Source organism: Micromonospora sp. NPDC047134, assembly GCF_040643455.1.
Taxonomy (GTDB): Bacteria; Actinomycetota; Actinomycetes; order Mycobacteriales; family Micromonosporaceae; genus Micromonospora.
This window is the reverse complement of sequence record NZ_JBEYUI010000008.1, coordinates 36,189-60,286: the sequence shown is the minus strand read 5'-3', so window position 1 is coordinate 60,286 and position 24,098 is coordinate 36,189. Positions and strand designations below refer to the sequence as shown.

The window sequence follows — 24,098 nt, the reverse complement described above, 5'->3', positions numbered from 1 at the left end:
GTAGCCCTCCGGTCGCAGCAGCGACCTTGACCGCCGGGGCGGGGCGGTTACTCCGCCCGCTCTGGTGCCGAGGCCAGGGCCGGGGTGCGACCCACGTCGTAGGGTGTGCGGATGCGGGCGGACTACTCATCCGACGCCCCGGGCAGCCCCTGGGCGGTCGTCGCCGCCGTCCTGGTCGGGTGCGGCACGGTCGCCGTCACCGTCGCGTCCCAGGCCGGCGGATGGGCCGTCGACCAGATCATGCTGATCGCCGCCCTGGACCGGCTGGCCCTGCTCTGGCCCCTGGCCAGCCTGATCACCGCGCTGGCAATCGGTACGGCCACCCTGCCACTGGCCCTGGTGCCCCGCTCGGCGGCGATCCGGGCAACCGGGCGGGCCTGGCTGGCCGGAGCCCTTGCCCTGGGGGCGCTCGGGCTGCTGCGCGCGATCCCCCCGGTGCACCACGAGGCGTACCTGGCCGCGCTGGCGGTCACGGCCACCCTGCTGACCCTGGCGGCCAGGTGGGTGTCGCGGCGGCTGGGGCGTACCGGGCAGGGGAGCGCACCGGCGCAGTCGGCCGTGCCGCGGCGGTCCGTGACCACCCGGCTGGCGGTGGCCGCCGGGCTGACCCTGCTGCTGCCCTGGGTCTGGATCGGCGCCCTCGGTGGCCTGCTGGAGACCCTCCTCGCCGGGTTGGCCGCAGCGGCGGTCGGGGCGCTGGCGGCGGCCCTGCTCGACGCCCGGTTCTGGGGCCACTTCACCGGCGAGCGGTCCCCCCGGCCGATGCGGCTGGTTCTGCTGGGCGGGCTGGTCGCCGGGGTGGTGCTGCTGCTGGTCGGGGCCGGTACCGGCCAGTCCGGCGCCCAGTTGCCGCTGCTGGTGACGCTGCCCCCGGTGGGTTTCGCGCTGGGGGCCCTGCACGCACTGGCCCAGCGGGCCCCCGAGACCGCAGGCCGTACCTCGACCTCCTGGCTGGTCGGACTGGCCGTGTTCGGTCCGCTGGCCTTCACCGACCCGGAGGAGATCAGTCTGCTGCTGGTCACCTCCCGGGACCTGCCCTTCTGGGTGGCGGTGGCCGCCGGTGCCGGGCTGGTCATCGCGCTGGTGCTGGCTGTCGGGTACGGCCTGCTGCTGGCCCGACCGGCGACCCGCCCGCCGCGTTCGGCGGTGGCCGGGCTGACCGCCCTGGCCGTGTTGATCGCGGTCGTCGGGGTCGGTGCCGCCGCCGGCCAACCCGGCCTGCACGGCGAGCGACTCTTCGTGGTGCTGCGCGAGCAGGCCGATCTCACCGGCCTGCCGGCCGGCACCGGCAAGGCGGGCCGTGACCTGCGTGCCGAGGAGGTCTACCGGCGCCTGGTGGCCACCGCCGAGCGCACCCAGGCCGACCTGCGCCGCGACCTGCGCCGACTGCGGCTGGACCACACCCCCTACTACCTGGTCAACGCGGTCGAGGTGGACGGCGGGCCGGGGGTACGGGCCTGGCTGGCCGGCCGACCCGAAGTGGCCAGGGTGCTGGTCAGCCAGCGGCTGCGGCCGTTGCCCTCCCCCGCGCAGTCCGCCTCCGGTCAGGCCCCCGCGCCCACCGGACCGCCCTGGAACATCACCATGATCGGCGCCGACCGGGTCTGGTCCGAGCTGGGGACCACCGGAGCCGGGGTGACGGTCGGCAGTTCCGACTCCGGGGTCGACGGGGGGCACCCGGCTCTCGCCGGGAACTTCCGGGGCGGGGAGGATTCCTGGTTCGATCCCTGGAACGGCACCCGTACCCCGACCGACCGCAATGGACACGGCACCCACACCACCGGCAGCGCGGTCGGGCAGGGCGGCATCGGGGTGGCCCCCGGGGCGGACTGGGTGGGTTGCGTCAACCTGGACCGCAACCTCGGCAATCCGGCCGCCTACCTGGACTGTATCCAGTTCATGCTGGCCCCCTTCCCCGCCGGGGGTGACCCCTTCACGGCGGGTCGCCCGGCCCGGGCCCCGGAGATCCTGACCAACTCGTGGGGTTGCCCGCCGATCGAGGGCTGCGACCCGGCAACCCTACGGCCGGCCACGGACGCCCTGGAGGCGGCCGGGATACTGGTCGTGGCGGCGGCCGGCAACAGTGGCCCGTTCTGCCGCTCGGTGCAGGACCCGCCCGCGCCGTACCCGGATGTGCTCACCATCGGTGCGGTGGACCAGCAGCGCCGGGTGGCCGCCTTCTCCTCCCGTGGCCCGACCTCCACCGGGGCCGCCAAGCCGGACCTGATGGCCCCCGGCGCGGAGGTGCTCTCCGCGATGCCCGGCGGCGGGTACGCCAGGCTGGACGGCACCTCCATGGCCACTCCCCAGGTGGCGGGGGTGGTCGCGCTGATGTGGTCGGCCAATCCGGAGCTGGTAGGGGATCTGGATCGGACCCGGCAACTGCTGCGGGCCACGGCCACCGAGGTGCAGGGCGGTACCGACTCGGGAGAGCGGACCGACGCCTGCGGTGGCAGGCAGAACGTGATCGGCGCCGGCCTGGTGGACGCCTACGCGGCCGTGCGGGCCGCCCGCAGCTGACCTCACCCAACGTGAGCGCCCTTCGTCAAGGGGTCACAAGATGTTCGCCAGCTGCTATCTTGCAAGCTCATGCACGGTCATTCGTCCGGGGCGGCTCCCCTGATGCCATCGACTGCCCGGTGGCGCGGCATGGCGCTACTGGTCCTGTTGGGGGTGCCGGCGCTCGTCGTGGCCCTGTGCTGCGGAGTGATCCAGTCGGTCACCAAATCCTCCGGCGAGGATCCGTTGAGCTTCCGGGTGGGCATCAGCACCTCACCATGAGCGGGTCTGCGCGTCGTCGCACCTCGGATCAGACATGGCAGGCGAACCGCGCATAAGCTCTGATAGCACCGTTCACCCACCCAGGTCATCGACGCCCCCTACCGTTTCGGATAGAGGAGGCAGCCATGACCACGGACGACGATCAGGCCCACGAGGCGTCGCCGGTCAGCTGGGTCCCGGTTGAACTACCGGGCACACTGCCGATCGACCGGCTGGACTACGGCGACGCCGAGCAACTGGCGGAGATGACCGGGACGGCCGAACCACCCGAGGAGCCACTGATCCTGGTGGACGAGCCGGTGCCGCACCGCCCGCCGTACGACCGGGCGCAGAAGCGGCGTAACCAACGCCCCTTGCCGAGATGACGAGAAGGGCGGACCGCTGACGCGGCCCGCCCTTCTCGGCGTTGGAGCTGGACTCAGAAGTCCATGTCCCCGCCGCCCGGGGCAGCCGGGGCGGCCGGGGTCTTCTCCGGCTTGTCCGCCACCACGGCCTCCGTGGTGAGGAACAGCGCGGCGATCGACGCGGCGTTCTGCAGCGCCGAACGGGTCACCTTGGCCGGGTCGATGATGCCGGCGGCCAGCAGGTCGACGTACTCGCCGGTCGCGGCGTTGAGGCCGTGACCCGCGTCGAGGTTGCGAACCCGCTCGACCACGACGCCGCCCTCAAGGCCGGCGTTGACGGCGATCTGCCGCAGCGGGGCGTCCAGCGCGATCTTGACGATCTGCGCACCGGTCGCCTCGTCGCCGGCCAGGTCCAGCTTGTCGAAGGCGGTCTTGCCGGCCTGCACCAGCGCGACGCCACCACCCGGGACGATGCCCTCCTCGACGGCGGCCTTGGCGTTGCGCACCGCGTCCTCGATGCGGTGCTTGCGCTCCTTGAGCTCGACCTCGGTGGCCGCGCCGACCTTGATCACCGCAACACCGCCGGCCAGCTTGGCCAGCCGCTCCTGCAGCTTCTCCCGGTCGTAGTCGGAGTCGCTCTTGTCGATCTCGGCCCGGATCTGGTTAACCCGGCCCTGGATCTGCTCGGCGTCGCCGGCACCGTCGACGATGGTGGTCTCGTCCTTGGTCACCACGACCTTGCGGGCGCGGCCCAGCATGTCGAGACCGGCGGCGTCCAGCTTGAGGCCGACCTCCTCGCTGATGACCTGGCCACCGGTGAGGATGGCGATGTCGGTCAGCATGGCCTTGCGGCGGTCACCGAAGCCCGGCGCCTTGACGGCGACCGACTTGAAGGTGCCCCGGACCTTGTTGACCACCAGGGTGGCCAGGGCCTCGCCCTCCAGGTCCTCGGCGATGATCAGCAGCGGCTTGCCCGACTGCATGACCTTCTCCAGGATCGGGAGCAGGTCCTTGACCGAGGAGATCTTGCTGTTCGCGATCAGGATGTACGGGTCGTCGAAGACGGCCTCCATACGCTCCGGGTCGGTCATGAAGTAGGCCGAGATGTAGCCCTTGTCGAAGCGCATGCCCTCGGTGAGCTCCAGCTCCAGCCCGAAGGTGTTGCTCTCCTCGACGGTGATGACGCCTTCCTTGCCGACCTTGTCCATCGCCTCGGCGATGATCTCACCGACGGTGTTGTCACCGGCGGAGATGGAGGCGGTGGAGGCGATCTGCTCCTTGGTCTCGACGTCCTTGGCGAGCTTGAGCAGCTCCTCCGAGACGCTCGTGACCGCAGCCTCGATGCCCCGCTTCAGGGCCATCGGGTTGGCACCGGCGGCCACGTTGCGCAGACCCTCGCGAACGAGAGCCTGGGCCAGGACGGTCGCCGTCGTCGTGCCGTCACCGGCCACGTCGTCGGTCTTCTTGGCGACCTCCTTGACCAGCTCAGCGCCGATCTTCTCGTACGGGTCCTCGAGCTCGATCTCCTTGGCGATGCTCACACCATCGTTGGTGATGGTGGGGGCACCCCACTTCTTCTCGAGCACCACGTTGCGGCCCTTGGGGCCGAGGGTCACCTTCACGGCGTCGGCGAGCTGGTTCATGCCCCGCTCGAGGCCGCGGCGCGCCTCTTCGTCGAACGCGATCATCTTGGCCATACGGCGTTGTCCTCCTGGACACTCACGGGCCACCCGAGTGTGTGGCCCGGATGAACCGTCTGGTGTACGCACCTTGGGACGTCGCCACCTGGCGACGACGACGTCTCCTCGGCCGGGCCGGATAGCCCGCGACGACCGGCCACGTGCCTCACCCGCAGTTATGCCACGAGTGCGACCGCAGCCCCACCGTCCCGACCAGTTGGCACTCACGCCATGCGAGTGCCAATGACTTGTTTAGCACTCTCACCTGCCGAGTGCAAGCACGATGGCCCGGCTCAGCCGAGTTCGGCAGCCAGTTGCCCGCTGTTCACCGGCCCCTCGTGCGCCCGCTGCTCGGCGTACGTGACCAGCAGCCCGACCAGTTGAGCCAGGTAGGCCGGCAGCCCCAACAGGGCCGCCCCGCCGATCGCCAGAACCGCACCGACGGCGGTGTCCATGGCGGCGAGGGGCTCGGTGCCGAACGGGGTCAGTACCGCCCCCTCCACCATGCCGACGACGATCCCGAGGGCGATCACCGCCCCGCCGGTCAGTGCCACCCGGCCGAGCAGCAGCCCCAGCCGGTCACGCAGCATCCGGTGGGAGCGACCGATCGGGTCACGGCGCTCGAACAGGTAGACCGGGCCGGCCATGGCCAGCGCGAAGGCCGCGTAGACACCGGGCAGGAAACAGAGACAGAAGCCGAGGGTCATGATCAGGGTGAAGATCAAGCTCCAGCCCCAGAGGCCGAGCGCCCGACGCAGGCCATAGCCGAAGGCGCCGCCGAGGGTGACCTGCTCGCCGGCCGCCTGTCGGGTGACCACCCAGGCGCCGGCGGCCCAGCCGACACACTGCACCAAGCCGAAGATCAGACTTCCGCCGAGCAGCACTGACAGCCAGATGGCCAGGTCGACCCCGAAGTTGGCGGGCAGGGCCGTGGAGTCGGCGGTGAGTTCGGCATCCCACCTGGCCGAGGGATCGAAGACCAGCGCGAGCACCGACAGCGCCACCGCCGGCAGCACCTGGGTCACCAGGAGGATCGGCAGCAGCAGCTGCCAACCCCGGCGCACCGCACCCAGGCAGCGGGCGAACCACGCACCCAGCCCCACCCCGGGTGGGGTGACCAGGGGGTCGGCCGGGTCGAACCCGTGCGCCGCCGGGTCGTACCAGCCATGGAAGGGCTGCCCCGGATACCCGGCCTGGCCGGGATAGACCGGTTGCCCCGGATAGAGTGCCGGCCCCGGCTGACCCGGATACCCGGCCTGACCCGGGTACCCCGGCTGACCGGGATAGGCCGCCTGACCCGGGGACCCCGGCTGGCCCGGATACCCAGGCTGACCCGGGTAGGCCTGCTGGCCCGGATACCCCGGTTGGCCGGGGTAGGGCGACTGGCCTGGATATCCCGGGTGGACCGGCGGGTACGGCTGGTCGGCCGGCGGGGTCGGCTGGCCGGGATAGCCGGGATGGGGTGGCGGGTTGCCCGGTGGCGGTACCCCGGGCTGACCGGACCCACCAGGGGGCGGAACCTCGGGCTGACCGAATCCGCTCGGAGGTGGGACTGACGGCGGGCCGGACTCACCAGAGGGCGGTGGCGACAGCGGGCCGCTTCCGGCCGGATCCGCCGACGGCGAGGCTGGCGTGGTCGGGTCGGTGGGCTGCCAACCGGAGGCGCCGACAGACGGCGCCGGTTCCTCAGGCGACGAATGCGGCGGACCTGCCGGGGGTGGCTGGTCGGACATGAACCCTCCTCAGCGACAGCTGGATCCGGTCCATGATCTTCCCTTGTGAGGTATCCGTCCCGCAGCCCCCCTCCGGCCGCGACCACGCACCCGTGCCGGCGGTCTGCCAGCTTGGGTGGGGATGCACTCAGGCGATGACGCGTACCCGCTCGGCCTGGGGCCCCTTCTGGCCCTGGGCGATCTCGAACTCCACCCGCTGGCCGTCGTCCAGCGCCTTGTAGCCGTCCATCTCGATCGCGGAGAAGTGGACGAATACGTCCTGCCCGCCGTCGACGGCGATGAAGCCGTAGCCCTTTTCGGCGTTGAACCACTTCACGGTGCCCTGTGCCACGGTGTTGTCCTCACTCTGCGCGGCGTTCCACTACCCGGGGCCGGCGGCACGCCGGATCACCCGGAAACTCACCCACTCGGCGGTCATCGACGACCACGGAATAGGGTGACCGAAATCGCACGGTACACGAAGCGTGACGACGGCGCACGACCGCAAATCGGGCATAATCCAAGTAGCCACATCGTCGCCTGTCATTGTGATAGGTATGCGGACATGATCAGCGCTTCGGGCGGGGTGGCCCGCCTGCGGACCGAGGTGCGGCGGGTCCGACCCACCGATGCCGGCCGGATGCGTGCGCTGCGTCTGGAGATGCTCGCCGACTCGCCGCTGGCCTTCCTGGAGACCCTCGCCGAGGCAGCCGCCCGCCCGCACGCCGAGTACGCGGCCCGGATCCGGCAGACCTCCACGGGCCCCACCAACGCCCAGTTCATCGCCGATCCGGGCGATCGTCTGGTCGGGCAGGCCGGCGGCATAGCCCACCCCGCAGAGCCCCGGGTCACCCTGCTCTACGCCATCTACGTCACCCCGGCCTGGCGCGGCACCGGTCTGCTGGCGGATCTGGTCGCGGCCGTGGCTACCTGGTCACGCGCCGAACGACGCGACGAACTGATGCTCGAAGTGGTGGTCGGCAACGACCGCGCCTATCGGGCCTACCAGCGACTGGGCTTCGTGGACACCGGCGTACGCGTCCCGCACCCCACCATCCCCACCCTAAGAGAACTCCAAATGCGCCGCCCCGCCTGAAAAGAACCCGACACCACCAACCGCCCCACAATCCGAGAGCGGTTCCGCAAAAACCCGACACCGCCGGACGCAGCCCGACCAGGCAGGGGTTCCGGGGCAGCCCGACCCGCGCAGGGATCAAGCCTGACCGCCCGGAGCGGGTCGGGCTGCCCCGGAACCCCCCACCGCAACCACTAGGCCGCAACTACTCAAACATGCCGACGACTCTGCACAATCCGGAACCGATTCGCCACGTAAGCCCCATCGGTCAACGCCGCATTCGCCGCCGCGTTCGCTCCGCTGCCGTGGAAGTCGGAGAAGGCCGCCGACTGGTTGACGAAGACCCCGCCGGTGAGGTTGGCCGACAGGTGCACCCCGACCTCGATCGCGGCGTTCTCGGCTGCGGCCAGCACGGCCTCGTCGGTGGAGTACACCGCCGCCGTCAGGGCACCCTTCTCCCCCACGGTCGAGCGCAGGATCTCCAGGCTGTGGGCGGTGGAGTCGGTGGCGATGGCGAAGGAGATCGGCCCGAACCACTCCCGCGAGTAGGTCGCGGTGTCACCGGCGTCCAGCTTGACGATCGTCGGCGTACGCACTACCGCGCCCGGGTAGGCGGGGTGCTCGACGGTGCGCGACTCCAGCACCGCCTCGCCGACCTTGGTGACCTCCTCCAGCCGCTCCAGTACGCCGTCGTTGACGATCGCACCGGTCAGCTCGACACCCCGGGCGGGGTCGGCGGTCAACTTTCCGACAGCGGCGGCGATGCCGGCGGCCACCTCGTCGAAGCTCTTGTGCCCCTGGTCGGTCTCGATCCCGTCCCGGGGGATGAGGATGTTCTGCGAGGTGGTGCACATCTGGCCGCTGTAGAGGACGAGGGTGAAGCCGAGGTTGCGGCACAGGCCGACGAAGTCGTCCGTGGAGTCGATGACGACCGTGTTCAGGCCGGCCTTCTCGGTGTAGACGGCGGCCTGCCGGGCGTTGGCTTCCAGCCAGTCGCCGTACTCGGTGGAGCCGGTGAAGTCGACGATCTTCACGGCCGGGTGCAGGGCCAGGGTGGTGGCCAGCTTCTCGTCGGCGGCCTCGGGCGCCAGCAGCACCAGGTTCGGGTCGAAGCCGGCCTCGGCGAGCACCTCGCGGGCGTACCGGACGGTAATGGCCAGCGGCAGCACGGCCCGCGGGTGCGGCTTGACGATCACCGGGTTGCCGGTGGCCAGGGAGGCGAACAGACCCGGGTAGGAGTTCCAGGTCGGGAAGGTGTTGCAGCCGATGACCAGGGCGACGCCCCGGGGCACCACGTGGAAGGTCTTGGTCATCCGCAGGGGGTCGCCCTTGCCGGCGGCCTTCTCCCAGCCGGCGGTACCCGGGTGCCGGGTCATCTCGGCGTAGGAGTAGGCGACCGCCTCCAGGGCCCGGTCCAGGGCGTGGGCGCCACCGGCCTGGAAGGCCATCACGAAGGCCTGGCCGCTGGTGAACTGCACCGAGTTGGCCAGCTCGAAGACGTGCTGGTGCAGCCGGGCGAGGATCTCCAGGCAGACCCCGACCCGGGTCTGCGGTCCGGCGTCGCGCCAGGCGGGCAGCGCGGCCGAGGCGGCGGCGACCAACTGGTCGGCGGTGGCGTGCGGGTAGGCCACGTTCAGCTCGACCCCGTAGGGGCTGGTCTCGGTGGCGATCCACTGCCCGTCGGTGGGCTGGTCCAGCGGGAAGTTCCCGCCCAGGTACGCCTCGAAGGCGGCCTTGCCGTCGGCCGCCGCAGTCTCGCCGTACACCCGGGGGCTGGGGGATTCCGGGTAGGCGGACCAGTACCCCCGCTCGGTGATCGCGGTCAGCGCGCGGTTGAGGGTTTCGGCGTGCCTGTCGTAGTGGGGGTGCGGGGTGTCCGTCATGCCCGCCATCATGCAACAGGAAGCCCCGCGATCAGTAGAGGGCTGTCACAAACTCAGAGGGTCAACTGCCAGTCCGCAGCGCTCTCGGCCACCCGGTAGCCGAGCTGTTCGTTGATGCTGACCATGTGGTCGTTGACCGCCGCGTTCCAGGTGTCGATCACCCGTAGCTCCGGCTCCCGGGCCAGCACCTGACGCAGGTTCTCGATCTTCACCAGCAGACCCAGGCGGCGCCCACGGTGCGCCGGGTCGACGATGGTGATCTCCTGCGAGCCGTGCCAGTTCCTGAACGGGCCGGTCTGGACCATCGTCCAGGCGACCAGCCGCCCGGTCTGCTCGTGCACCGCCCCCAGGTGGTAGCGCCGCCGACCGCGCAGCGCCTGGAACCGCTCGATCTGGCGGGCCTGATATCCGACGGCCGCCCCGCCCCGCCGGGCCAGCGCGCGATGGATCAGGTTGCCGTACGGCGGGTGGGCCGCCACCAGGCCGAACTCGGCCCGGTCACCGGCCGGGACATCCGGGGTGTCGACCGCCTGGGCCGCCGCGCGGATCCGGTACGCGTCGTCCAGCGCCGCCTCGTCGGGGGGGTCGAACGGGGCTACGGCGATGTCCATGGCCGCGAGCCTGCCCGTCACCGCCCGGCCCCCGCCACCGGTTTTCCTCACACCGACAGCTGCCAGTTGCTCCACCTGTCGCACACCCGGAAGCCGAGCTGCTCGTTGATCGCGATCATGTGCTCGTTGCTGTCCGCGTTGAAGGTGTCGATGACCCCAAGGTCCGGCTCGTGGGCCAGCAGGTGCCGCAAGTTCTCGATCTTGGCTAGCAGTCCCAGCCGGTGCCCGCGATGATCGGGATCCACGATGGTGATCTGCTGGAAGGCGTGCCAGGGTGCGGAGGCGGTCACCTCCAGCAGGGTCCAGGCGATCAGCCGCCCGGTCGCGCGGTGGCGGACACCGGCGTGGTAGCGCCGTCGACCCCGGGCCGCTATCGCCCGGTCGGTGGCGCGCACCCGCTCGGCGTCGACCTGCTCCGGTTCCCAGGCCAGGTCGCCCATCGGGGCGTCGGACAACAGCCGACCATCCAGGTACGCCACCTCGGCCAGGTACTCCTGGGGCGTATCCCCCTGCCAGAACACCAGTTCGTACCCGGCCGCCCGGGTCCGGGCCTCGACCAGCAGCGAGTCGAGCCGGCCCTGGTCGAGTCGGCGCACCTCCAGTCGCCGCCGGATGTCGACCAGGGCGTCCGTCGCCCCGACGGTGGCCGCGAAGGCCGCAGCGGGCGAGGGCTGCTCCGGCTGGCCGGGCGGGTGCGCCCGGCTCATCGCGCTCACCCGCACCCGGCCCCGCTCGCGGAGCAGGTCGAGGCCCCGGTCCAGCAGCGCGCGACCCACCCCCCGACGGCGGTACGCCGGGTGCACGACCAGGTTGGCGGAGGCGTTCTCGGTGTTGTCCAACTGCGGCAGGTCCAGCAGCAGATAGCCGGCGGGGGCACCGTCTAGGTGGGCCAGCAGGCGCACCGACCGGTTGCCCGGCATCGGGTGTCGGATCATGGCGAAGAACCGTTGCCGGCAGCAGGGCAGGTCCGGCAGGTCGACCGCGGCGGCGGCGTCGATCGCGTACGCCTGCTCGGTGGCCGGGGTGTCGTCGGCACCGAAGGGCGCGATGGCGAGGGTCATGTCGGCAGCCTGCGTTAAAGCAAGAGAAACGGGCCAGCGAATTTTTCTCGCTGGCCCGTTCGGAAGCTTGGTCGGGAGGGTCGATCGCACAACGCCTCCGGCGTTGGGTCGTACAGACTAAAAGTCTACGGCGAAACGCCCTCCCGCACGGAGCATCTTCCGCCGCCGGGTTCCCGCCGTCAAGTCCTCGGCAGGGTGTTTCCCGCATTTTCGAAGAAACGCGATTCTAATTCGATCTTCGGCGATACCGCTTGATCATTTCCGGACGGCAGCGCCATATCCCCTGATCATTGCGGGGATCCGCTCAGCCGAGCAGCCCGGCGTCGCGGGCGGCCCGCAGGGAGGGCTTGATTCGATGGGTCGGGCCCACCTCACCGGCCACCGCGTCGAGGGTCTTCAGCCCTTCCCCGGTGTTGAACACCACCGTCTCGGCGGTCGGGTCCAGCCGGCCGGACTCGACGAGCTTGCGCAGCACGGCGACCGTCACCCCGCCGGCCGTCTCCGCGAAGACCCCGGTGGTACGCGCCAACAGCCGCACCCCGGCCCGGATCTCCTCGTCGTCGGCGTACTCCATCCAGCCACCGGTACGGCGGACCGCCTCCAGGGCGTACAGGCCGGCGGCCGGGTCGCCGATGTTCAGGGACTTGGCGATGCCGGTCGGCTTGACCGGGGTGATGACATCGCTGTCGGCGTGCAGGGCGGTGGCGATCGGGTTGCACCCGGCCGACTGGGCGCCGAACACCTTCCAGCCGTCGGCGGGCGCCTCGACCAGCCCGATCTCGACCAGTTCGGTGAAGGCCTTGTCAATCTTGGTGAGCAGTTCACCGGAGGCCATCGGGATGACCACCTGGGCGGGAATCCGCCAGCCGAGTTGTTCGGCAACCTCGTAGCCGAGGGTCTTCGAGCCCTCCGCGTAGTACGGCCGGACATTGACGTTGACGAAGGCGGTGTCCTCGAACTCGTCGGTCTCCACCAGCTCACCGCAGAGGCGGTTGACATCGTCGTACGACCCGTCGATGGCGACCAGGTCGCCGCCGTAGACGGCCGTGGTCACCACCTTGCCCTGCTCCAGGTCGCTGGGGATGAAGACCACCGAGGGGGCCCCGACCCGGGCCGCGTGCGCGGCGACGGAGTTGGCCAGGTTTCCGGTGGAGGCGCAGGCGAAGCGGGAGAAGCCGAGGGCCCGGGCGGCGGTCAGGGCCACCGACACCACCCGGTCCTTGAAGGAGTGGGTGGGGTTCGCGCTGTCGTCCTTGACCCACAGCGGGGCGGTGATCCCCAGCTCGGCGGCGAGCCGCTCGGCGGCCACCAGGGGGGTGAACCCGGGGTCCAGGGTCACCCGGGTGGCGGGGTCCTGGCCGGCGGGGAGCAGGGCGGCGTACCGCCAGATGTTGCGCGGACCGGCCTCGATCTGCTCGCGGGTGACGGTGGCGAGGGCCGCCGAGTCGTAGTCGACCTCCAACGGGCCGAAACACTCGTAACAGGCGTGCTGGGCGGCCAGGGGGTACCGGGCCGAACAGGCGCGGCAGACCAGGGCCCGGGCCGGGCTGGTGGCGGCGCTTAGGCCGGAGGGGGCGAGCGTCGACGTCATGTCGAAGTCCTCTCATCTTTCCCCGCATCGCACCCTGCGGCGGGGACGGAATTGGCACCTGCCCCGCCGGACGCTCAACGGTGAGCGCGGGGGGTGGTTGCCGGGGCGTCGTCGGGCCGTATCCCTCAGCCCCTCTGGATGAGGTATGCAGTTGTGCTGCCGATTCTAGGCAGGAGCAGCGCCTCCGTCGCTCGCCAATCCCAGCTTGTGAGCGACATCGCGGACTGATCCGCAGGTCACACCCGTTCCTGGATCGGGCGACATCAGCGCCGCCGGATGCCGCCCGATCCAGGTTTGAGCATGATCGCGACTGTCGCGCGGTGGGTCAGGCCGGCACCGAGCTGCGTTCCTTGGCGTCCAGGCCGACCGCCCGGGTGCCGCGTTGGGGCAGCAGGTTGTCCAGGGCCCAGGTGCCCGGGCCGAGCACCGCGACCAGCAGGAACGACCAGCAGAACAGCACTGACAACTCGCCGTGGTTGCGCAGCGGCAGCAGCGCATCGGGCTGGTGGACGACGAAGTACGCGTACGCCATCGAGCCCGACGCCAGCAGCGCGGCCGGGCGAGTGAAGAGGCCGACCAGCACCAGGGCACCGCAGAGCGCCTGGATCAGGGCGGCCCACCAGCCGGGCCACTGGCCCAGCGGCACAGGTTCACCGGTGCCCCGACTGCCGCCGAAAATGCCGAATAACGAGGCCAGGCCGTGGCAGAGAAACAGCAGGCCGACAACCATGCGGAACAGGGACAGTGCCGGCCCGCCGAACCGGTCGATACGCATTCCGATACCTCCGTTGTAGATCGGTTGATGGCATCCAGAATGCGGAACCCATAAATAGTTGTCGATGCAATCTCTGACTGTGGGAACGCTCCCATGCCATCCTAGCGACCGAAACTTCCGGCCGCTGCCTCATCACTCAGCGTCTTCGCCATCGACGGAAGAGCGCCTCGACGGGAATCCCCTTACCGGGCGCGGTGTACTTCGCGATGGCTACGACGGGAGGTCGGGACCACGGCCGCCATCTCTCGGTGCAACGATGTCCCGATGTGCGGGATACGGGGGACATCTCCAGGGACGACCATCCGACACCCGGGCGGACGGCGGGCGCTGCCCTGGCGTCGTACGGCTGGAGCGCTCGCCACGCTCGTCCTGCTCGCGGGGTGCGCCCCGGCCCCCGGCTCCGGTGGCATCGAGGCGCAAGCCACGACCGACGCCCCACCATCGGCCCCGGTCACCACCTCCGACGCCCCGCCGACGCGTACCGAGCCGAGCGCCGGAGCCGGCTCGCCGGGCCCCTGTCCCGCCGACGGCGTCCGGATCAGCTACCTCGAGGTGAGTGCGGCGATGGGCCTGCGGGCGATGGCCCTGGAACTGGTCAACTGCGGCAGCCGCCCGTACCGCCTGCACGGCTACCCGGAACTGCGGCTACTGGACAACGACGGAAACCTGATCAGGGTCCGGGTGATCCCCGGGGCCAGAGAGATCACTTCCGGCTTCGACTTCCCGCCCCGGCCACTGACGCTGGCACCCGGAGAAGCCGCGGGCGCGACGGTGCTCTGGCGCAACCTGGTCGACGACCCGACCGTGGTCGCCACCAACGCGGAGCGGCTGGAGGTAGCCCCGGCGGAGGGGCAGCCGACGCGGGAGGTCGCCATCGAGGGGCCGATCGACCTGGGCAACACCAACCGCGTCGGCGTGAGCGCCTGGAAGAAGCGCCCCCTGACCACATCCCAGTCCGGGGTCCCCACCACGACGGCGAGTCCTCTGCCGATCACCCCGACCGCGGTGCCGCTGCCCTGACCCGCTATCGGGCGCCGGAGCCGGCGGCGTCGCTACGAGACGACGTCCTTGCGGGTGAAGCGCCAGAAGGCCAGCCCCCAGAAGGCGGTGGCGTAGCAGATAGCGGAGACCGCACCCCGGACGATGTCGTCGGTCTGCACCGGGGTGGAGAGCAGCCCCAGCCAGGCGGTGCTGTAGTGGGTGGGCAGGAAGGAGCGGATCGCCCCTAGGGCGGTGATCTGGTCCAGGATGCTGGACAGGATCCACAGCAGCACCGCGCCGCCCACCGCGCCCAGGGCCGCGTCCGTGATCACCGACAGCAGGAACGCCAGGCCGGCGACGACCAGCAGGACCACCGCCAGGTAGCCCAGGACGGCTAGCAGCCGCAGCAGCCCCTCGCCCGGCTCCAACTGGGCGGCTACCGTGCTGCGCAGCGGGGACCACCCGTACCGGAGGGTGCCGATCAGCAGAGCTGTGCCGGCCAGCAGCACCAACGCCAACCCCGAGTAGGTCAGGGCGACCAGCAGCTTGATGGTCAGCAGCCGGGCCCGGGGCACCGGAATCGCCAGCAGGTAGCGCAGACTGCCCCAGCTCGCCTCGCTGGCCACCGTGTCACCGCAGAACAGCGCCACCACCACGACCAACAGGAAGGAGGCGGACACGAAGATGGTGAACAGGGTGAAGTTCAGTCCGCCGGAGGTGGCGAAGGAGACCAGGCTGCCGAACTCGCCCCGACCGTTGTCGTCGTCCCCGGTGTCGAACTGGAAGGCGATCAGGATGATCAGCGGCAGCAGCACCATGAAGCCCAGGGCCAACTGGGTACGCCGCCGCGACGCCTGCCGCCGGAACTCCGCCGCGAACGGCAGGGTCCGCGAGGGCCGGTAACCGGCCCCGGCCCCCGAGGGGGCCACCGGCCGGCCGGCGGCCGGAGCGGGCTCGCCCCCGCCGTGCGTGGGTTCGACAGTCGATCCCGCCATCACCGGTCCCCGCTTCCCCGAGAGTTCTCCCCCACCAGAGCTAGGAAGGCGTCCTCCAGGCGGCGCCGAGGCACCACCCGGTCCACTCCGATCCCGGCCCGGACCAACTCGGCCACCACCTCGCTGCGGGCGGTGCCGAACGTGTCGACCACCAACTGCCCGTCGGCGTCGTCGAGCACCCGTACCCCGCCGAGATCGGCCAGCACCTCCCGGGCCGCCGCCGGATCACTCACCTCGAACAGCACGCTGGGCGAGTCACCGACGATCTCCTCGACCGGCCCGGAGGCCACGATCCGGCCCTTGTTGACCACCACGGCGTGGGTGCAGGTCTGCTCCACCTCGGCCAGCAGGTGACTGGAGACCAGCACCGCCCGCCCGTCCGTGGCGTAGCGCTGCAGCACCCGGCGCATCTCGGCGATCTGGGGCGGGTCCAGCCCGTCGGTGGGCTCGTCCAGCACCAGCAACTCCGGCAGGCCCAGCATGGCCTGGGCGATGGCCAACCGCTGGCGCATACCGTGGCTGTACTTGCGTACCTTGCGGTGCACCGAGGAGCCAAGCCCGGCGATCTCCAGCGCCTGGTCGAAGTGGGCGTCCGCCTCCGGTCGCCCGGTCGCCCGCCAGTACGCCTTGAGGTTCTCCAAGCCGGACAGGTGGGGCAGGAAGCCCGGCCCCTCCACCAGGGCCCCGATGCGCGACAGCACCGGGGAGCCGGGGACCAGCCGGTGCCCGAAGACGTAGATCTCCCCGGCGGTCGGCTGGGTCAGCCCCATCAGCACCCGCAGGGTGGTGGTCTTGCCGGCACCGTTGGGCCCCAGCAGGCCGACCACCTGACCGGGGTGCACCTCGAAGTCCACCTCGGAGACGGCGACGAAGCCGTCGGCGTACTCCTTGCGCAGATGGCGCACGACCAGCGGGGTGTCCGCGTACTCCGGGTGCACGGAGGTGTCCTGGCGGCGGTGCCGCAGGCGCAGCAGCAGCACGAGCACGACGAGCCCCAGCACGATCGCGGCGAGCAGCCCGACCAGGATCCAGCGCCAGAGCACCGCCTCGGTCGGGATCGGTTCGGCGTCGACCGTGGGCAGGCTCACCGGGCCGGTGGCGACCACCTGGTAGACGGTCGGCTCGACCGGGGTGGTGTACGCCTGGTCCGAGGTGGCCAGGACCAACCGGAGGCGGTGCCCGGCCTCCACCCGGTGCACGATCGCCGGCAGGGTGACCGTCACCGGTGCGGCCTCGGCTACCTGGGTCGGCAGACCGGTCAACCGGATCGGGGCGATCAGCCCGCTGGGCAGGGTGGCCGCCCTCTCCGGGTTGACGTCGTAGAGCTTGGCGAAGAGCACGGCCTCGCCGGTGGGGGACGCCGCGCGGATCTGCACGGTGGGTGACCCGACCACGTCGACGGCCTCGGTCAGCGGCTCAGAGTCGAACCGGGCGTGCTGCCCGGGTATGTCGGCGGCCACCCCGCTGAGCAGCGAACTCAACGACCCGGCGAAGGGCACCGAGGAGATCGCCGCCGGGTTGCCGGCCGGCGGGTTGGCGACCGCCTGGGGCGGCCCGGCCAGGGCCACCTCCTGCCGGGACTCCCCGTTCAGGCCGGGGTAGTCGGCGGTGCGGTAGCCGGTGGCCACCAGTCCCCGGTCCATCGCGTCGAAGCCGGCGATCCGGGAGAAGGTGAAGCTGTCGCCCGGGGTGGCCGCCGTCCCCGCGACGTAGTGGTCCAGCCACTGGGCGGTCAGGAACTTCACCCGGTCGGAGTCGGTACGCGGGCCGGCCCCGCCGTCGTGGCCTCCGGTGAACCAGGCGACCCGGACCGGGGTGCCGTTGGCCGCGATGCCCCGGGCGTTGGCGTCCGCCTCACCGAGCGGGAAGAGGGTGTCCGCCGCCCCCTGCACCAGCAGGGTGGGGGCCTTGATCCGGTCCAGCACCCCGGCCGGGCTGGACCGGCGCAGCAGGTCGACCGCAGCCTGGTCGGCCTGACCGGTGACCGCGATGCTCAGGTACGCGGCGCACACCTCCGGGGCGAAGCGGCCACAGGCCGGGTCCGGGATGGTGCCGGTGGTCGGGGCCCCCGGTGCGGTGCCGGGGCCCTGCCCGGGTGCCGGGCTGGGCGGGCCGGGCGAGGGTGCCCCCTCGGGGGCCTCCGCGGTGTTGCCGGAGATCCCCGCCGGGCCGGAGCCCACGTTCCCGCCGCCGCCGAAGAAGATGCCGGCCCAGCCGGACTTGAACACCCCCTGGGTCGGTTCCCCGCCGGTGCTCTCCGGCAGGAAGGACCGGGACAGGTCGTTCCAGGTGATCATCGGGACGATGGCGTCCACCCGCTGGTCCTGGGCGGCCAGCAGCAGCGCCAGGCCGCCGCCGTAGGAGCCGCCGACCACCCCCACCCGGGGGTCGTCGGCGCCGTCGGTACGGATCTCCGGCCGGGCGGCCAGCCAGTCCAGCAGGCGTTGGGCGTCGCGTACCTCGTAGTCGGGGTTGTCCAGATGGATCTGGCCCCCGCTGCGGCCGAAGCCCCGGGCGGTCCAGGTCAGCACCGCGTACCCCCGGTCGGCCAACTCCTCGGCGTCCGTGCGCACGGAGTTCTTGGTGCCGCCGAAGCCGTGGGCCAGCAGCACCGCCGGCACCTTCCGGTCCGCGCCGGCGTCCTTCGGCAGGTACAGGGTGGTGTCCAGGTCCACCGGCTCGTCGCCGCTCGGTCCGGAGGCGACCGTGAGCATCGCGGACTCGGTGCGGAATCCCGGGCGATCCGGCCAGGCGGCCCAGACCACGACGGCGGCCAGCAGGACCACGGCGATCGACGCCGCGACGGCCCGCCGGCCGCTGGGCAGGGCACTGCGCAACCGCGCGGCCGAGATCGGCGATTTCATTCGCCACACGGTACGGCGCGGAACCTGTGTATTAGCTGAGTTCCGCCGTACGTCCGTTCTGTTCAGCCGAACGTCACCCGAGAGGGGTCGACCGCACACTGTCCATCGGGCCAACCTTTGGGACGACTTCCCATTGTGGAAATTCCTACCTACCACCGGAATCCCGATCGAAGTACGTCTTATCCACCAGCAAAGCAGTACCCACGGTGATCGATTCAGTGAGCCTGAGTCACCTCACCCGAAGTGACGCAAAGCCGACCCGAGAGGCCGGTACTACACCAACGTTGTTCGATTAGTTTCCGGTCCGGCGCACGGGACCGGCTCGTCGACGCCGCTGGCCGAACCTGCGTCCCCGCCCGAGGAGATCACCATGACCGTTCCCGCTCCGCGGGTCCGTCGCCGACCCCGGACCCGGGGTCGGCTGTTGCCACTGCTGCTCACGGTCGCGTTGCTGCTGCCGGTGGCGCTGCTCACCGGGCAGGCCCACCGGCTCATCGACGCCGACCGGGAGGTCGCCGAGCGGGAACGGCTGGGGGTGACCTACCTGCGGACCCTGGGGCCACTCACCGTGGCGCTGGTCGACGCGCAGAGCGCCGCGGTGGCCCGCCGGCCGACCACCAGGCTGGCCCTGGACCAGGCGGTGGAGCAGGTGGCGGCCGTGGATGCCGAGATCGGCGGCGAGTTGCGCACCGGAGAACGGTGGGCCGGTCTGCGGGCCAAACTGGAGGCCCTTCCGGAGCGACCGCTCAGCGACCCGGAGGCCGCCTTCAGCGCCTACCGGGAGGTCACCGACCTGCTGCTGGCCCTGCACACCAAGGTGCGGGAGACATCCGGCCTGGTCCAGGACCCCGGTGCCGACTCGTACTTCCTCCAGGACGGTGTCGGAGAGGAGATGCCGGAGGCCCTGGTCGCCGCCGGTCGACTCACCGACCTGGCCGCCCTCGTCCAACGGCGGCCCGACAGCGAACGGCTGCGCTCCCTCAGTGAACTGGCCGCCTACCGGGTGGCCGCCCTCGGGCCCGCCAACGACCTGGTCAACAACCTTCGGGCGGTGATGGACAGTTCGGAGAGCGCCGACCTCGGCGGGCACGTGCTCACCCCCTTCGACGCCTACCAGCGGGGCGTCGAGGCGATGGCGCTGACCTCCCAACCGGACCGGACCGGTGCGATCGACCTGGTACGGCTCACCGGGGCCCGCCTGGAGGCGCACGAGGCCGCCAAGCAGCTACAGCCGGTTCTGCTGGACGAGGTCGACCGGCTGCTGGTCGAGCGGATCGATGAACTCAACCGGGACGACCTGCTGGTCCTCGGCGCGGGTGGGGTGGCCGTACTGCTCCTGGTCGCCCTGGCGGTGACCGGTTGGTCAGCCCGCCGGAAGGACGACCCGGTAGCCCTGGACCCGGCCGGTGGCGCCCCGACGGGTGTCGACCCGACCGTGCCGACCACCACCCGGTGGGAGCAGATGCCGGCGCAACGGTCCCCGGTGGCCGTGGGCAACAGCCCCGATCCGGATCGCTGGAGGCCCTTCGATGCTGCTCGATAGGCTTCGGATCCGGGGCAAGCTGGCCCTGTTGGTGCTGATCCCGGTGCTCTGCATGCTCGGGCTGACCCTGCCGGTGGTCACGGAACGGGCCGGGGTGGCCCGGCGGGCCGGTGACATCGCCAGCACCGTGCAGGTCGCCAACCGGGTCGGCACCATCCTGCAACACCTGCAACGGGAACGGATGCTCGCGGTCGGTCTGCTGCTGCGACAGATCGACCGCAGGGACCTGGTCCAGCAGATCGCGGAGGTGGACGACCTGGTCTTCGACCTCCGGGCGGAACTGGGCGAGGAGCTGTCCCCCGGGGTGACCGCGGCGCTGGAGGGGGTCCGGCAACTGACTCCGGTACGCACGGCCACCCTCGCCAACCGCGCCACCGCCGACCAGATCATCGGCACCTACGCCCCGGTGCACCTGGCCCTGATCGACTCGCTGCGACTGCCGTACGACGTGGACACCCGGACCCCGGTCGGTCGGCAGGTGCTGGCCCTGGACCGCATCCTGCGCAAGAGCGAGGGCATCAGCGCCGGGTCCGCCCTCATCGTGCTGATCGCCGCCGACCCCCGTCCGGAGCTGGCCACCGCCTTCGTGGCCAACATGGCCACCCTCCGGGCGGACAGCAACCAGATGATCGGCCTGCTCAGCCCCGACCAGTTGGGGTTGCTGGACATCGAGCAGGCCGCGGTGGACTCCCGCGCCGGGGAGGACTTCCTCGACCAGAGCGCCCTGGACCCGGTCACCGCGGCGTCCCGGATTCCCCTGGAGGCCCTCTACCCGACCACCTCCTCCCTGATCACCCTGGGTCAGTTCGTGGAGAAGAAGCTGGTCACCGACGTCACCGCGGCGGTACGCGCCGAGCGGCAGTCCGCGCTGATCGCCGCGTACTGGGTGACCGCCCTGGTACTGCTGATCATGCTGGTGGTCGTGCTGCTGGCCCTGGTCATCGGCCGGTCGGTGGCTCGGCCGCTGACCCGACTCACCCGGTCCGCCGACCGGGTAGCCCGGGTCGCCGAGTCCGAGCTGCTGCGGGTGGCCGACGACGAGTCCGACCAGCCTCAGTCGATCCGCCTGGACCGGGTGGAGATCCGGGGCCAGGACGAGATCGGTGACCTGGCCCGGGCCTTCGAACGGGTCCAGAGCACCGCCGCGCAGTTGGTGGAGCGGCAGGTGGCGGGTCGGCGCAACGTGGCCCAGATGTTCGGGCACGTCGGTCGGCGTACCCAGAATCTCGTCGGTCGGCAGATCGCCCTGATCGACCGGTTGGAGCAGCAGGAGACCGACCCGGGACGGTTGGAGAACCTGTACCGCCTCGACCACATCTCCAGCCGACTGCGGCGCAACGCCGGCAACCTGGTGGTGCTCTCCGGGGCGGCCGGGGACGTGGTGCACGCCGCACCGGTTCCGCTGGCCGACGTGGTCCGCCTGGCCCTCGGTGAGATCGAGGACTACACCCGGGTCGACGTGCAGGCCCCCATCGATGTGGCCGCGGCCCCGGCGGTCGTCGGTGACCTGGTGCTGGCCCTGGCCGAGCTGATGGAGAACGCGACCGTCTTCTCCCCGCCGCACACCCGGGTGGTGGTCAGCGGCGACCTGACCGACGAGGGTGCCCGGCTGACCGTGGTGGACCACGGGATCGGCATGACGGCGGCACGACTGGCCGAGGAGAACGCCCGGCTGACCCGACGCGAGCGGCTGGACCTGGTCCCGACCGAGGTGCTCGGGTTGTTCGTGGTGGGCCGGTTGGCCCGGCGGCACGGCTGGGCGGTCGCCCTGTCCACCACCCTCAGCGGCGGGGTCACCGCCACCCTGTCGATCCCCCGGGCGGACCTGGTCCTCGGCACGATCGAGCCGCCCCGGGCCACCCCGATCACCGTCCGGCCGGCCCTGCCGGGCCGCCCCCAGCCGATGCCGGTGGGCCCGGCCCGACCCGGGGAGGCGCTGGCACCCGTCGGTGCCGGCGGGCCGGGCGGGTTCGATCAGCGGCTGCTGAGCCGGGCGACCGAGAGCCTCGAGTTGGCCGAGTCATGGAACGCCTTCGCCACCGGTGGCCGCGAGGTGACCGTCGGCCCGACCGGCGGACCGGTCCCGGCGCCGACGGCACCGGCCGGAGCGACCACCCCGCCGCCGGGAATCCGGCAACGGGTGCCCGGGGCCAGCCTGCCCAGGATCGCACCCGGGGTCGGCCCGGTGGACGCCACCGGCGCCGACCCGATCGCCGCCCGCAGCCTGGTCGAACAGTTCGAATCCGGGGTACGCCGGGCCGAACAGCAGCGGGGGAAGGTCCTCCCCGAGCCGATCGCCCCCGCACCGTCGGGCGCGCCGACCCATCTGACCCGGCGGGTCCCCGGTGCGAACCTGGTCACCACCCCGGCCCGGCCGCCGATCACCGACCACCCCGGCGACCCGGCCGAGGTACGCGATCTCCTCAACGCGTTCGAGACCGGGGTCGCCCGGGCTCTGCGCGATGTCCGCCCCGACCACAGCGACGACGAAGGAACGCCACATTGACCAGCCCGCACGTACACGAGAACCTCGACCACTCAGGCCACCCGGTCGGGGACCTCAGCCCCGAGGCCCGCACCTTCAACTGGCTGCTGGACACCTTCACCTCCAGCACGGCGGGCGTGGTGGAGGCGATCGCCGTCTCGTCGGACGGGCTGCTGATGGCCATGTCCGCGATCAAGGACCGGTCCAACGCGGAACGGCTGGCCGCGGTGGTCTCCGGCATGACCAGCCTGGCCGGTGGCGCCGCCAGCTGGTACGCCCTCGGCGGGCTGAACCGGGTGGTGGTGGACATGGCCGAGGGGTATCTGCTGATCAGTGCGATCAGCAGCGGCTCGGTGCTGGGGGTGGTGGCCGACCGGTCGGCCAATCTCGGCACGGTGGCCTACGAGATGACCCTCTTCGCCGGTCGGGCCGGTAGTGCGCTGACACCGCGTCTGATCGCCGAACTCAAGAATTCCGTACAGCAGTGAACCCCGACGCCGCCGGTGCGGATCCGGGGCCGGTCCCCCGGATCCGGCCCTATCTGCGCGAGTCCCGTCCGGTCGGTGCCCCCGACCCGACGGAGACACCGGCGGCGGTCGGGACGGAACCTGGGACACCGCCCGGCCTGCGCCCGTTCGTGCTCACCTCCGGTCGGGTGGCCGGAGCCGACCCGACGATCGGCCTGGAGACCCAGGTGACGGCCCGGTCGACCGCCGAGGCGCGGCACCTGACAGCCGCCCGGCTGACCCCGGAACTCCAGGCGATCGTGGCACTCTGTGACGAGCCGATCTCGGTCGCCGAGATCTCCGCCAAGACCCGGCTGCACTTCGGTGTGACCCGGGTGCTGGTGGGTGACCTGCGGGCGGCCGGTCATCTCGATGTGCACGTCACCGACGAGGCTCTCGACCCCGACATCATCCTGCGAGTGATTGATGGACTCCGTGCAATCTCCTGACTGGCCGGTCGCCCCACAGGGCGCGCTCACCGCCAACAGCGCCACGGCACGCTACGGCGGCCCCCCTCCGGTGCCCCCGCCGGTGGTGGGTCGGGCCACTGCGCCCCCGCCCCGGCCGGCCGGGGCGCCGTACCCTCCCTCGGCCCCCGCGCCGGCCGGGATGGGCCCGGCCCCGCGCCCCGCGCCACCGATCCCGGTCAAGATTCTGATCGCGGGCGGTTTCGGGGTGGGCAAGACGACCACGGTGGCCTCCATCTCGGAGATCCAACCGCTGACCACCGAGGCGGAGATGACCATCGCCGGGCTGGGGGTGGACGATCCGGGACAACGCTTCGACAAGACCACCACCACGGTGGCGATGGACTTCGGCTGCGTCACCATCGACCGCAGCCTCAAGCTCTACCTGTTCGGTACGCCCGGTCAGGCCCGCTTCGGCTTCATGTGGGACGACCTGGCGCGGGGGGCACTCGGGGCGCTGGTGGTGGTCGACAGCGCCCGGCTGGACGACAGTTACCCGGCGATCGACTTCTTCGAGCGGGCCCGGTTGCCCTTCGTGGTCGGGGTGAACGCCTTCGACGGGCGGCTGGCCCACGATCTCGGTGCGATCCGATGGGCCCTGGCGATCGGGGACCATGTACCTCTGGTGCAGTTCGACGCCCGTGACCGACTCTCGGTACGGGACGCCCTGCTGGTCGTCCTGGATCGGGCGCTGGTGCGGGCCACCCGGGACAAGCGGGCCTGAGCCGAACGGCTCAAGCCCCTG

At 71.4% G+C, this 24,098-nt stretch carries 21 protein-coding genes and 1 riboswitch; of the genes, 11 read left to right on the top strand and 10 right to left on the bottom strand.

Features of this window, described 5'->3' with window-relative positions; translation table 11 throughout:
- Positions 1–111: 111 nt before the first annotated feature.
- The 3 genes from ABZ795_RS12645 (at position 112) to ABZ795_RS12635 (ending at position 3,146) form a co-directional block, all read left to right on the top strand.
- Positions 112–2,520 carry a S8 family serine peptidase gene (locus ABZ795_RS12645; protein ID WP_357530398.1) on the top strand — a complete coding sequence of 803 codons (2,409 nt, stop codon included), beginning with the start codon at positions 112–114 and terminating at the stop codon, positions 2,518–2,520.
- 129 nt (positions 2,521–2,649) lie between these two features.
- The gene (locus ABZ795_RS12640; protein WP_327023869.1) at positions 2,650–2,781 is read left to right on the top strand and encodes a hypothetical protein; all 132 of its coding nucleotides are present in this window, start codon (positions 2,650–2,652) and stop codon (positions 2,779–2,781) included.
- A 125-nt stretch (positions 2,782–2,906) separates the two neighbouring features.
- Positions 2,907–3,146: a hypothetical protein gene (locus ABZ795_RS12635; RefSeq protein ID WP_357530397.1), complete on the top strand. Its 240-nt coding sequence runs from the start codon at positions 2,907–2,909 to the stop codon at positions 3,144–3,146.
- 53 nt (positions 3,147–3,199) lie between these two features.
- Here the strand turns inward: ABZ795_RS12635 and groL are convergent, their stop codons facing one another.
- Together groL and ABZ795_RS12625 are read right to left on the bottom strand one after the other, a co-directional pair.
- Positions 3,200–4,822, bottom strand: a complete 1,623-nt coding sequence (gene groL, locus ABZ795_RS12630) for a chaperonin GroEL (RefSeq protein ID WP_327023867.1) — start codon at positions 4,820–4,822, stop codon at positions 3,200–3,202.
- 275 nt (positions 4,823–5,097) lie between these two features.
- A complete protein-coding gene (locus tag ABZ795_RS12625) occupies positions 5,098–5,907 on the bottom strand; it encodes a hypothetical protein (protein ID WP_357530396.1) in 810 nt (269 codons plus the stop codon).
- A gap of 63 nt (positions 5,908–5,970) precedes the next feature.
- Between ABZ795_RS12625 and ABZ795_RS12620 the strand changes: the two genes are divergently transcribed.
- Positions 5,971–6,360, top strand: a complete 390-nt coding sequence (locus ABZ795_RS12620) for a hypothetical protein (protein WP_357530395.1) — start codon at positions 5,971–5,973, stop codon at positions 6,358–6,360.
- Between the two features lie 304 nt (positions 6,361–6,664).
- Here the strand turns inward: ABZ795_RS12620 and ABZ795_RS12615 are convergent, their stop codons facing one another.
- Positions 6,665–6,868, bottom strand: a complete 204-nt coding sequence (locus ABZ795_RS12615) for a cold-shock protein (RefSeq protein ID WP_013288855.1) — start codon at positions 6,866–6,868, stop codon at positions 6,665–6,667.
- A gap of 213 nt (positions 6,869–7,081) precedes the next feature.
- Between ABZ795_RS12615 and ABZ795_RS12610 the strand changes: the two genes are divergently transcribed.
- Positions 7,082–7,612, top strand: coding sequence for a GNAT family N-acetyltransferase (locus ABZ795_RS12610; protein WP_327023865.1), 531 nt, complete (start codon positions 7,082–7,084; stop codon positions 7,610–7,612).
- Between the two features lie 188 nt (positions 7,613–7,800).
- On the opposite strand, the gene paaN is transcribed toward ABZ795_RS12610, so the two are convergent.
- The 5 genes from paaN to ABZ795_RS12585 form a co-directional block, all read right to left on the bottom strand.
- Positions 7,801–9,474 carry a phenylacetic acid degradation protein PaaN gene (paaN, locus tag ABZ795_RS12605; RefSeq protein ID WP_357530394.1) on the bottom strand — a complete coding sequence of 558 codons (1,674 nt, stop codon included), beginning with the start codon at positions 9,472–9,474 and terminating at the stop codon, positions 7,801–7,803.
- Between the two features lie 53 nt (positions 9,475–9,527).
- Positions 9,528–10,085, bottom strand: coding sequence for a hypothetical protein (locus ABZ795_RS12600; protein WP_357530393.1), 558 nt, complete (start codon positions 10,083–10,085; stop codon positions 9,528–9,530).
- 47 nt (positions 10,086–10,132) lie between these two features.
- Complete coding sequence (locus ABZ795_RS12595) at positions 10,133–11,146, bottom strand: GNAT family N-acetyltransferase (RefSeq protein WP_357530392.1); 1,014 nt, start codon at positions 11,144–11,146, stop codon at positions 10,133–10,135.
- A 304-nt stretch (positions 11,147–11,450) separates the two neighbouring features.
- The gene (gene thrC, locus ABZ795_RS12590; protein ID WP_357530391.1) at positions 11,451–12,737 is read right to left on the bottom strand and encodes a threonine synthase; all 1,287 of its coding nucleotides are present in this window, start codon (positions 12,735–12,737) and stop codon (positions 11,451–11,453) included.
- Between the two features lie 9 nt (positions 12,738–12,746).
- A riboswitch (SAM riboswitch) is annotated at positions 12,747–12,882 on the bottom strand.
- Between the two features lie 180 nt (positions 12,883–13,062).
- Entirely contained in the window at positions 13,063–13,512 is a 450-nt protein-coding gene (locus ABZ795_RS12585; RefSeq protein WP_357530390.1) for a DoxX family protein, read from the bottom strand.
- A gap of 264 nt (positions 13,513–13,776) precedes the next feature.
- Between ABZ795_RS12585 and ABZ795_RS12580 the strand changes: the two genes are divergently transcribed.
- On the top strand, positions 13,777–14,532 hold the full coding sequence (locus ABZ795_RS12580; protein WP_357530389.1) for a DUF4232 domain-containing protein: 756 nt from the start codon (positions 13,777–13,779) through the stop codon (positions 14,530–14,532).
- Positions 14,533–14,564: 32 nt separating this feature from the next.
- Here the strand turns inward: ABZ795_RS12580 and ABZ795_RS12575 are convergent, their stop codons facing one another.
- The gene (locus ABZ795_RS12575; RefSeq protein ID WP_357530388.1) at positions 14,565–15,488 is read right to left on the bottom strand and encodes an ABC transporter permease subunit; all 924 of its coding nucleotides are present in this window, start codon (positions 15,486–15,488) and stop codon (positions 14,565–14,567) included.
- The gene (locus ABZ795_RS12570; protein WP_357530387.1) at positions 15,488–18,352 is read right to left on the bottom strand and encodes an alpha/beta fold hydrolase; all 2,865 of its coding nucleotides are present in this window, start codon (positions 18,350–18,352) and stop codon (positions 15,488–15,490) included. Before ABZ795_RS12570 ends, ABZ795_RS12575 begins: the two co-directional genes overlap by 1 nt.
- Before the next feature lie 370 nt (positions 18,353–18,722).
- On the opposite strand from ABZ795_RS12570, the gene ABZ795_RS12565 reads away from it, so the two are divergent.
- From ABZ795_RS12565 to ABZ795_RS12545, 5 genes are read left to right on the top strand one after another with little or no spacing between them, the layout of a single operon-like run.
- A complete protein-coding gene (locus ABZ795_RS12565; RefSeq protein WP_357530386.1) occupies positions 18,723–19,895 on the top strand; it encodes a hypothetical protein in 1,173 nt (390 codons plus the stop codon).
- Positions 19,882–22,401: an ATP-binding protein gene (locus ABZ795_RS12560; protein WP_357530385.1), complete on the top strand. Its 2,520-nt coding sequence runs from the start codon at positions 19,882–19,884 to the stop codon at positions 22,399–22,401. The genes ABZ795_RS12565 and ABZ795_RS12560 overlap by 14 nt, the downstream gene beginning before the upstream one ends.
- A complete protein-coding gene (locus ABZ795_RS12555; protein ID WP_327023854.1) occupies positions 22,398–22,868 on the top strand; it encodes a roadblock/LC7 domain-containing protein in 471 nt (156 codons plus the stop codon). The genes ABZ795_RS12560 and ABZ795_RS12555 overlap by 4 nt, the downstream gene beginning before the upstream one ends.
- On the top strand, positions 22,865–23,335 hold the full coding sequence (locus ABZ795_RS12550; RefSeq protein WP_357530384.1) for a DUF742 domain-containing protein: 471 nt from the start codon (positions 22,865–22,867) through the stop codon (positions 23,333–23,335). Before ABZ795_RS12555 ends, ABZ795_RS12550 begins: the two co-directional genes overlap by 4 nt.
- Positions 23,313–24,077 (top strand): ATP/GTP-binding protein, encoded by a 765-nt coding sequence (locus ABZ795_RS12545; RefSeq protein WP_327023852.1) that lies wholly within the window; start codon positions 23,313–23,315, stop codon positions 24,075–24,077. Before ABZ795_RS12550 ends, ABZ795_RS12545 begins: the two co-directional genes overlap by 23 nt.
- Positions 24,078–24,098: the final 21 nt, after the last annotated feature.

Coding starts and splice junctions, on each gene's coding strand:
- paaN (WP_357530394.1), bottom strand. CDS start 9,474: ATGACGGACACCCCGCACCCCCACTACGACAGGCACGCCGAAACCCTC.
- ABZ795_RS12575 (WP_357530388.1), bottom strand. CDS start 15,488: ATGGCGGGATCGACTGTCGAACCCACGCACGGCGGGGGCGAGCCCGCT.
- ABZ795_RS12645 (WP_357530398.1), top strand. CDS start 112: ATGCGGGCGGACTACTCATCCGACGCCCCGGGCAGCCCCTGGGCGGTC.
- groL (WP_327023867.1), bottom strand. CDS start 4,822: ATGGCCAAGATGATCGCGTTCGACGAAGAGGCGCGCCGCGGCCTCGAG.
- ABZ795_RS12580 (WP_357530389.1), top strand. CDS start 13,777: ATGTGCGGGATACGGGGGACATCTCCAGGGACGACCATCCGACACCCG.
- ABZ795_RS12585 (WP_357530390.1), bottom strand. CDS start 13,512: ATGCGTATCGACCGGTTCGGCGGGCCGGCACTGTCCCTGTTCCGCATG.
- ABZ795_RS12565 (WP_357530386.1), top strand. CDS start 18,723: ATGACCGTTCCCGCTCCGCGGGTCCGTCGCCGACCCCGGACCCGGGGT.
- ABZ795_RS12600 (WP_357530393.1), bottom strand. CDS start 10,085: ATGGACATCGCCGTAGCCCCGTTCGACCCCCCCGACGAGGCGGCGCTG.
- ABZ795_RS12545 (WP_327023852.1), top strand. CDS start 23,313: ATGGACTCCGTGCAATCTCCTGACTGGCCGGTCGCCCCACAGGGCGCG.
- ABZ795_RS12635 (WP_357530397.1), top strand. CDS start 2,907: ATGACCACGGACGACGATCAGGCCCACGAGGCGTCGCCGGTCAGCTGG.
- ABZ795_RS12570 (WP_357530387.1), bottom strand. CDS start 18,352: ATGAAATCGCCGATCTCGGCCGCGCGGTTGCGCAGTGCCCTGCCCAGC.
- ABZ795_RS12595 (WP_357530392.1), bottom strand. CDS start 11,146: ATGACCCTCGCCATCGCGCCCTTCGGTGCCGACGACACCCCGGCCACC.
- ABZ795_RS12620 (WP_357530395.1), top strand. CDS start 5,971: ATGGAAGGGCTGCCCCGGATACCCGGCCTGGCCGGGATAGACCGGTTG.
- ABZ795_RS12640 (WP_327023869.1), top strand. CDS start 2,650: ATGGCGCTACTGGTCCTGTTGGGGGTGCCGGCGCTCGTCGTGGCCCTG.
- ABZ795_RS12610 (WP_327023865.1), top strand. CDS start 7,082: ATGATCAGCGCTTCGGGCGGGGTGGCCCGCCTGCGGACCGAGGTGCGG.
- ABZ795_RS12560 (WP_357530385.1), top strand. CDS start 19,882: ATGCTGCTCGATAGGCTTCGGATCCGGGGCAAGCTGGCCCTGTTGGTG.
- thrC (WP_357530391.1), bottom strand. CDS start 12,737: ATGACGTCGACGCTCGCCCCCTCCGGCCTAAGCGCCGCCACCAGCCCG.